The 6,946-nt window shown below is 67.4% G+C and carries 10 protein-coding genes; 3 read left to right on the forward strand and 7 right to left on the reverse strand.

The features are described from left to right. Window positions 1-57: 57 nt before the first annotated feature. Complete coding sequence (locus E1295_RS07410; protein ID WP_132628919.1) at window positions 58-273, reverse strand: hypothetical protein; 216 nt, start codon at window positions 271-273, stop codon at window positions 58-60. Between E1295_RS07410 and E1295_RS07415 the strand changes: the two genes are divergently transcribed. Further along, window positions 263-1,201 (forward strand): trypsin-like serine peptidase, encoded by a 939-nt coding sequence (locus tag E1295_RS07415; protein ID WP_132628920.1) that lies wholly within the window; start codon window positions 263-265, stop codon window positions 1,199-1,201. The two genes, E1295_RS07410 and E1295_RS07415, sit on opposite strands and share 11 nt — an antisense overlap. 50 nt (window positions 1,202-1,251) lie before the next feature. On the opposite strand, the gene E1295_RS07420 is transcribed toward E1295_RS07415, so the two are convergent. Further along, the gene (locus tag E1295_RS07420) at window positions 1,252-1,437 is read right to left on the reverse strand and encodes a hypothetical protein (protein ID WP_132628921.1); all 186 of its coding nucleotides are present in this window, start codon (window positions 1,435-1,437) and stop codon (window positions 1,252-1,254) included. 399 nt (window positions 1,438-1,836) lie between these two features. Here E1295_RS07420 and E1295_RS07425 point away from each other — a divergent pair, with 399 nt between their 5' ends. Next, the gene (locus E1295_RS07425; protein WP_132628922.1) at window positions 1,837-2,115 is read left to right on the forward strand and encodes a DUF6191 domain-containing protein; all 279 of its coding nucleotides are present in this window, start codon (window positions 1,837-1,839) and stop codon (window positions 2,113-2,115) included. Window positions 2,116-2,178: 63 nt separating this feature from the next. Here the strand turns inward: E1295_RS07425 and E1295_RS07430 are convergent, their stop codons facing one another. Continuing rightward, the gene (locus tag E1295_RS07430; protein ID WP_132628923.1) at window positions 2,179-2,601 is read right to left on the reverse strand and encodes a hypothetical protein; all 423 of its coding nucleotides are present in this window, start codon (window positions 2,599-2,601) and stop codon (window positions 2,179-2,181) included. A gap of 248 nt (window positions 2,602-2,849) precedes the next feature. Between E1295_RS07430 and E1295_RS07435 the strand changes: the two genes are divergently transcribed. Next, window positions 2,850-2,960, forward strand: a complete 111-nt coding sequence (locus E1295_RS07435) for a TetR family transcriptional regulator (protein ID WP_166427126.1) — start codon at window positions 2,850-2,852, stop codon at window positions 2,958-2,960. Between the two features lie 226 nt (window positions 2,961-3,186). Here E1295_RS07435 and E1295_RS07440 read toward each other — a convergent pair whose 3' ends face one another. The 4 genes from E1295_RS07440 to E1295_RS07455 form a co-directional block, all read right to left on the reverse strand. Beyond that, window positions 3,187-3,411 (reverse strand): hypothetical protein, encoded by a 225-nt coding sequence (locus E1295_RS07440; RefSeq protein ID WP_132628925.1) that lies wholly within the window; start codon window positions 3,409-3,411, stop codon window positions 3,187-3,189. Window positions 3,412-3,806: 395 nt separating this feature from the next. Next, the gene (locus E1295_RS07445; protein ID WP_132628926.1) at window positions 3,807-4,565 is read right to left on the reverse strand and encodes an ABC transporter permease; all 759 of its coding nucleotides are present in this window, start codon (window positions 4,563-4,565) and stop codon (window positions 3,807-3,809) included. Next, complete coding sequence (locus tag E1295_RS07450) at window positions 4,562-5,488, reverse strand: ATP-binding cassette domain-containing protein (RefSeq protein WP_132628927.1); 927 nt, start codon at window positions 5,486-5,488, stop codon at window positions 4,562-4,564. The genes E1295_RS07445 and E1295_RS07450 overlap by 4 nt, the downstream gene beginning before the upstream one ends. A gap of 5 nt (window positions 5,489-5,493) precedes the next feature. Further along, window positions 5,494-6,702, reverse strand: a complete 1,209-nt coding sequence (locus E1295_RS07455) for a cytochrome P450 (RefSeq protein ID WP_132628928.1) — start codon at window positions 6,700-6,702, stop codon at window positions 5,494-5,496. Window positions 6,703-6,946 lie beyond the last annotated feature (244 nt).

A 6,946-nucleotide genomic window follows, 5' to 3' on the forward strand; every position in this document is an offset into this window, starting at 1 on the left:
CGAGCAGAATATGCCCACATCATTTGACGGCTGGCGGGAATCTACTGACTCGCCCCTTTACGTGGCGGAAACTTGCGCCCATGATGAGGTGGTTTCGCCGACCACCTTCTTGAAGGGAAGAGTTATGAGCGCACGCTCAAGGCACGCCGCAATCGTCGTCTTATTGGCGTTGCTGGCCGTCTCGGGGATGAGCGCGACCGCCTCCGGCCAGACCTCCACCACCAGCACCACAAAGCCATCGCCTGCCGCATCGTCGAAGGGCGTGGTGAACAAGGCCGACGGCAAGCGGGTCCTCAGCTACTGGACCGAGGAGCGAGTCCGCGCGGCCACGCCGGAACCGATCCCCTCGTCCCCGCCGCTCATCCAGAAGGGTGAGCCGCCCCAGAACGTCCTGCCGGGCCAGGAGGCCGAGGGCTCGCGGCCGACCAGGAAACTCGACCAACCCATCGGCCCATCGGCCGGCATCCTCGCCGGGGCACAGGCCGAGCGCTGGCAGCGCCAGGGGAGCATGCCCGCCATCACCATCGGCAAGATCTACTACGTTCGCAACAACGGCACACCGGGCTACTGCAGCGGCAGCGTGATCACGGCCGACAACAAGAACACCGTCTGGACCTCCGGTCACTGCATCCACGCCGGCGGCGGCGGTGAAGCCAACTGGTACAGCAACTTCATGTTCGTCCCCGACACCGACAACGGGCTCGAACCGCACGGCCGGTGGACCTGGCGCTACGCCGCCACCGCCAACGGCTGGTATGAGGACGGCGACTGGAGCTACGATGTCGCGGCCATCGCCTTCAACCCGCAGTCGCAGCGCGGAAACCTGCAGGACTGGGTCGGCTCGCAAGGCTACCGGTTCGGATACGGCCAGGACTTCACCGACATCCACGCCTTTGGCTACCCCGAGGACGGCTACCAGCGCACCGACTTCACCGGTGACGATCTGTGGTACTGCTTCGGCGACGTCAGCCGGGCGGGCATCTTGGACGATCGCATGCACATGGATAACGACATGTTCCACGGGTCCAGCGGTGGTCCGTGGCTCCAGGAGCTACAGCTCGACCGGGGATGGGGCTACATCATCGGGGCCAACAGCCACCGTGACGTCGATGACGACCAGAACCCGACCAGCATCGTCTACAAGTCGCCCAACCACGGTGACGCCGCCCTCAACATCTACAACGACGTGACCGCGAACTAGCCTGCCATCGCGTGCGAGGGGTCTGCGCGGCTCCTCGCACGCGCTTTCCCTCACCCTCCGGTGGCCTCGTCCATGCGCTCCCTGGTCCAGTAAGACGAAATGTCTTCAGGAGATCGGGTGTTCTCTACGCCTCTGGCCGCCTCCTCGGGAGCCATGTCCCCTAGGATCGCGACCACTCCAGCCACGACGAATGCGGCGGCGGCGATCACCAGCAATGCGACGCCTTTTCGTCTCATACGGCCATCATACGACCCGACGCGGAAGGAAACCGGTCAGCGGATTCTTCGCCGGGGATGGCCCGGCGCGTCCACCGAAGCGGCGGGAATAGGGGTGCCGGTAAGAGGGTGTTGCTGAACCCTCCAGTTGTTGTTGATCAGCGTGAGCTGTGTGACATCCTGCGGCTTTCGCGCTGGGTCTTGAGGCGCGGGTGGAGAGGAATACGCTCACAGAGCCATTTGGCTGGCGGAGATAGACGGCGACTCAGCGAGCAGGGCAACGCGGGTGTAGCAGTACGACGGCCGGTCGTCACACGGCGTAGGCCGGGGCCTGTCAGCGTGGAGGCCAGGCCCGGGCGCGTGGGGTGTTTTGCGGGTAATGTGACCTTGCATATCGGCTTAGTGCGAGGGGACGGGCGGATGGAACTGGTGGCGCTTCTGCTGATCTTCGTCGTGTTCCTTGAGCGTCTGTGGCGGTGGGCGTCCGGGGTGAAGCGCTCCGGCCGTGTAGTGACTGCGCCCGGGGTCGAGGAACTGGCAGCCGCTTTCCAGGGGTCGAAGCGGATAGAGCTGGAGCAGCGTCAGAGCGAGCTGATGCTGCGCGACGACGAGACCGACGGCGCGCCTCCGTCTTCCCTCCGTATTGACCTGACCAGTGGACGAGCAGTCATCCGGGTGAACGGCGACCGGCGGAGGTGATGAGCTGGTAATGGAGGCCGACGCGCTCAGAGATAGGGCCTGCGAACCACGACGTGCGTTGGATCAAGGGTGGAAGCGGCGTGCGGCGGTGTCGGTGCTGACGTCGAGCACGGCGGCGATCTCGTCCCAGGTGGCGCCAGCGGTTCGGTCGGCGGTGACGGCCGCGGCCAGGACGGCGCGGGCTTGGGCGAGCAGGGGCAGCGCGGCGTTGGTGTAGCCGGCGATGGGGCCGGGCTTCCAGCCGGTCTGCTGGGTGGGCGGCGCGAGATCTTCCGCGTGCAGGTCGAGGACCAGTTTCCCGGCTGCTTGAGCGAGGTGTTCGGCCTGGTCGCGGAGATGGCGGCGCTGTTTGCGGGTGTTGTCCTGGCGTTGGTGGCGCTGGGTGAGCGGGCGCCAGCGTCTGGCGCGGGTCCGGCAGAAGGCCCACCGGCAGGTGTCGGAGCAGTACTTGCGAGGCCGGCCGCCGCGGGCGACGGGTGGGGGCAAGGGCGCCTCGCAGTTCAGGCATTGCTCGGTTCGAGATCCCATGAGGGTCACTCACCAAGGGGTTTCGTGGCCGTATGGCTGCGGATCAGCTTGTCGCGTTTGGTGGGTTCCGCGACACGGTAACCCGCAGCAGTGCGGTCACGAAACCTTTCCCCAGGACGACCTGGCGCGGGCGCTGCGGGTGAGGCGGCGCGTCATCTGCCTGGCGCACCCAGGTACGGATCGACTGCGCGGAGGGCTGGAACTCCTTGCCGAACGGCAAGCGCCGCTACACCGTCCGGCAGATCGCCGACCGGCTCGGCGTCACCCGCGCCACGATCTACCGTCACCTCGATCCCGACGAGGCGGTCTCGGCGTAGGAGGAGCACGGTGTTGCCCCCGATCACCTCCTACGACGGCAAGGCCAAGCTGAGCGTGTGCTTAAGAAATCTGGAGCGATCTCGCAAGCGCCAAGGTCGAAAATCAAGTCGGCGGAGCGGTGCGGCGGAGCCGTACCAGCACAAAGGCGAGCAGCCCGAGGGCGGCCAACGCGAAGACCGCGTTGCCGATGAGGTCCACATGCGCGGGCGCGGGGAAACTCGGCGGCTACAGGAAGCCGTGCCAGGCGTAGGTGACCAGGCCGGCAGCGCTCAGGGCGAACCTGTGCCAGGGTCCCCAGCCCATGCATCGGGACCAGCGCAGGATGAGCAGCGTCATCGTGGCGTAGAGCGCGAGGTGGAAGCCGACCGTGATCCACGCGGGCACGACGGACTCCAGCTTGATCCCCACCATGGCGAGCAGAGTGGGGAGCCAGAACGCCAGCCCGGCCACGATGGTGATCGCGAAGACGGTCCACGGGCTGGCCGGCGTGGCAGGGATGAGGGGGGCACCGCGCCGCCCAGCAGGAACAGGACGGCTGACACGGTGAGGCCCACCTTGCCGGGCCAGGGCGTGTCCGGCCGCGTGAGCCCGCCTCTACCATCGAGATCGGCACCGCGATGCTCCACACCCCATGGATGGCCAGGACGAACACGGTCCAGTAGGCGCCGATGCCCAGCGCCGGGATGAACCCGTAGTCGAGCACCCGCAGCCCGACATAGTCGGGATCGAACAGCGACCGGGTGAGCAGGCCCTCCTCGATCACGGCATAGGCGAGCCCGAGCAGGATGATCCCCGGCCACCCCAGCCGTCACCGGCGGGCCACCTCGCGGATCAGCAGCGCGCCCTCACCGGTTGTAGAGCCTGCGTGCCCACAGGTACCCGCCCAGTGCGATGACCACGCTCCAGAGTGCCGCCGCCGCGAAGCTGGATGCCGCGGGCTGCCCGGCCAGCAGCGCGCGCAGGGTTTCGATGACCGGCGTGAACGGCTGGTGCTCGGCGAACCAGCGCAGCGGGCCCGGCATCGACTCCGCAGGGACTACGCCGCTGCCCAGGAAGGGCAGCAGCATCAGCGGCATCGGCAGGTTGCTGGCCGTGGCCACGTTCTTGGTGACCATGCCCAGCGCGGCTGACAGCCAGGTGATGGCGAAGGTGAACATCGCCAGCACGCCGATTACCCCGAGCCAGTCCAGTGCGGAGGCGGTGGGGCGGAAGCCGATCAGCAGGGCCGTCAGCGTCACCGCAGTGATCGCGATGAAGTTTTGGATCAGCGCGCCGAGCACGTGCCCGGTGAGGACGGAGACGCGGGCGATGGCCATGGTCTTGAACCTGGCGATGATGCCCTCGGTCATGTCCACGGCCACCGAGATCGCTGTTCCCTGCGCGGCGCTCGCGATCGTCATGATCATGATGCCGGGGGTGATGTAAGCGGCGTAGGCGGCGCGGTCGCCGCCGATCCCGGCGCCCATGATGCCGCCGAGGACATAGACGAACAGCAGCAGGAGCACCACCGGGATGCCCGCGTAGGTGAGGATCAGTGTGGGGTAACGCCAGAGGTGCCTGATCTGGCGGCGCAGCATCGTCGCCGAGTCGGTGATCGCTCTCATCGGGAGGACTCCTCGGTCAGGGCGAGGAAGACGTCGTCGAGGTCGGGTGTGTGCACCGACAGTTCAGCGATGTCGATGGCCTGTGCATCGAACCATTCCAGGAGTTGACGCAGTGTGCTGACGCCGGTGTCGGGGATCTGCACCGTGCGGGACTCCTCGTCGAGCGAGGTGGCCCTCAGGTGGGAGGCCGCCCTGAGGTAACCGTCGGAGTCGGCGAAGCGTACGACGACGTGTCCGCCGGGGACCATGCGTTTGAGTTCCGCAGGGGTGCCCTCGGCCACCAGCCGGCCCTGGCTGAGCAGCGCGATGCGGTCGGCGAGTTCGTCGGCCTCGTCCAGGTATTGGGTGGTCAGGAAGATGGTCACGCCGTCCTGCTGGACGAGGTCGCGGACGATCTGCCACATGGTGCGGCGGCTGCGCGGGTCCAGGCCGGTGGTCGGCTCGTCGAGGAAGATGAGCTTGGGAGTGCCGACGAGGGTCATGGCGAGGGCGAGTCGGCGGCGCATGCCGCCGGAGTAGGTGGCCGCGGGCTTGCGCGCGGCGTCGGTGAGGTCGAAGCGTTCCAGCAGTTCGCGGGCGCGCTCGCGTCCGCGGGCGCGGCCGAGGTGGAGCAGGTCGGCCATAAGGCGCAGGTTCTCCTCGCCGGTGAGGAAGCTGTCGACAGCGGAGAACTGGCCGGTGACGCCGATCGCCGCCCGCACCTTGTCGGGTTCCGTGGCCAGGTCGTGCCCGGCGACGCGGATCTCGCCGGCGTCGGCCTTGACCAGGGTGGACAGGATCTGGACCATGGTGGTCTTGCCCGCGCCGTTCGGGCCGAGCAGCGAGAAGACGGTGCCCTGCGGGATGGACAGGTCGACGCTGTCCAGGACGCGGTAAGCGCCGTAGGACTTACGCAGCCCCGCCACCGAGACGAAGGTCCGCATCGCGTTCACCCCCGATCCCAAGTGACGGGCAGGCTGTGCACGCCGTACACCTGCGAGGGGTCGGTGCGCAGCGAAAGCTCTCCAGCCGGTACGGCGAGCCGCAGCGTCGGGAAGCGGGTGAGCAGCGCGGGAAACGCGACCCGCATCTCGATGCGGGCCAGCTGCTGACCGAGGCACTGATGGACGCCGTGGCCGAAGGCCAGATGCTCGGCGGCCGAGCGGCGCAGATCGAGTACGTCGGGATCGGGGAACCTGGCCGGGTCCCTGTTGGCGGCGTTGATCGCGAGGATGACCGTGTCGCCCGCCTTGAGCCGCCTGCCGCCGAGCTCCACGTCCTCGAGTACGCCGCGCATCCCGGTGGCGGCGACGGACAGGTAACGCAGCAGCTCCTCCACGGCGCCGACAGCATGGTCGGGGTCGTCGCGCAGGGCGGTGAGCTGGGCCGGGTTGCGCAGCAGGGCGAACGTGCCGAGTGCGAGCATATTGGCGGTGGTGTCGAGCCCGGCTCCGAGCAGGAACGCGGCCACGCCGCCGAGCTCCTCGTCGGTCAGGTCGCCGCCGGTGGCCAGGTCGCTGAGCAGGTCGTCGGTCGGCTGCTCGCGCTTGGCGAGCGCGAGTTCCCGCAGGTAGGTGCCGAGCTCGACGAAGGTGGCGTACTGCGCCTCAGCGGTCTCGGGGTCGGACAGAGTCCGGGTGGAGCTCTGGAATTGGTCGCGGTCCTCGTACGGCACGCCGAGCAGCTCGCAGATCATCAGCGCTGGTACCGGCTGCGCGAAGACCTCGACGAGGTCGGCGGGCGGCCCCTGCCGCTCCATCGCGTCGAGCCGCTCACGGGTGATCTCGGCGACCCGCTCAGTGAGCAGGTTCATCCTGCGGACGGTGAACTTGCCCGCCAGCAGTTTGCGGAAGCGGGTGTGCTTGGGTGCGTCCATGCCGGTCAGGTCGCCGACAGGGGCGGGCGGCAGGCGGCCGCCCGCCAGGGGGTGGTAGTGGGTTTCGTAGCGAGAGCTGAACCGTGGATCGGCGAGGATCTGGCGGATCAGGTCGTATCCGGTGATCATCCAGACGCCGGGCGCGCCCTCGGGTGCGGCCAGGCGGGAGATCGGCTGCTCTGCGCGCAGGGCGGTGAGCGAAGGGGCGGGATCGAAGGGGCACGCGGGTGCGCGGTCCAGGGACAAAGTGACCGGTTCCACGCGATAGTTCGCGTTTGACATGATTGAAAGCTACGTTGCGTTCAGAAATTCCGTCAATCAATTGATGCGCTGCAACCCAGGTCAAGACCAATAAATTGATGCGTTGACACTGAGACTAAAGGCAACGATACGTTGCATTGAACCTATTTCAGGCTCCGCATCGAGTGCCCTGGTCACAGCATGATCGCAAGTCCGAGGTTAGCCCCATGACGCAGCAGAGCTCCTGGTAGATGGGTTGATCACCACAACCACGCCCATCACAACC

The organism is Nonomuraea mesophila (assembly GCF_004352805.1).
GTDB classification, from domain to species: domain Bacteria; phylum Actinomycetota; class Actinomycetes; order Streptosporangiales; family Streptosporangiaceae; genus Nonomuraea; species Nonomuraea longispora.

What these genes read in the sequence shown, in the direction of transcription:
- E1295_RS07420 (WP_132628921.1), bottom strand. Translation starts at nt 1,437, where the DNA reads ATGAGACGAAAAGGCGTCGCATTGCTGGTGATCGCCGCCGCCGCATTC.
- E1295_RS07425 (WP_132628922.1), top strand. Translation starts at nt 1,837, where the DNA reads ATGGAACTGGTGGCGCTTCTGCTGATCTTCGTCGTGTTCCTTGAGCGT.
- E1295_RS07445 (WP_132628926.1), bottom strand. Translation starts at nt 4,565, where the DNA reads ATGAGAGCGATCACCGACTCGGCGACGATGCTGCGCCGCCAGATCAGG.
- E1295_RS07450 (WP_132628927.1), bottom strand. Translation starts at nt 5,488, where the DNA reads ATGCGGACCTTCGTCTCGGTGGCGGGGCTGCGTAAGTCCTACGGCGCT.
- E1295_RS07455 (WP_132628928.1), bottom strand. Translation starts at nt 6,702, where the DNA reads ATGTCAAACGCGAACTATCGCGTGGAACCGGTCACTTTGTCCCTGGAC.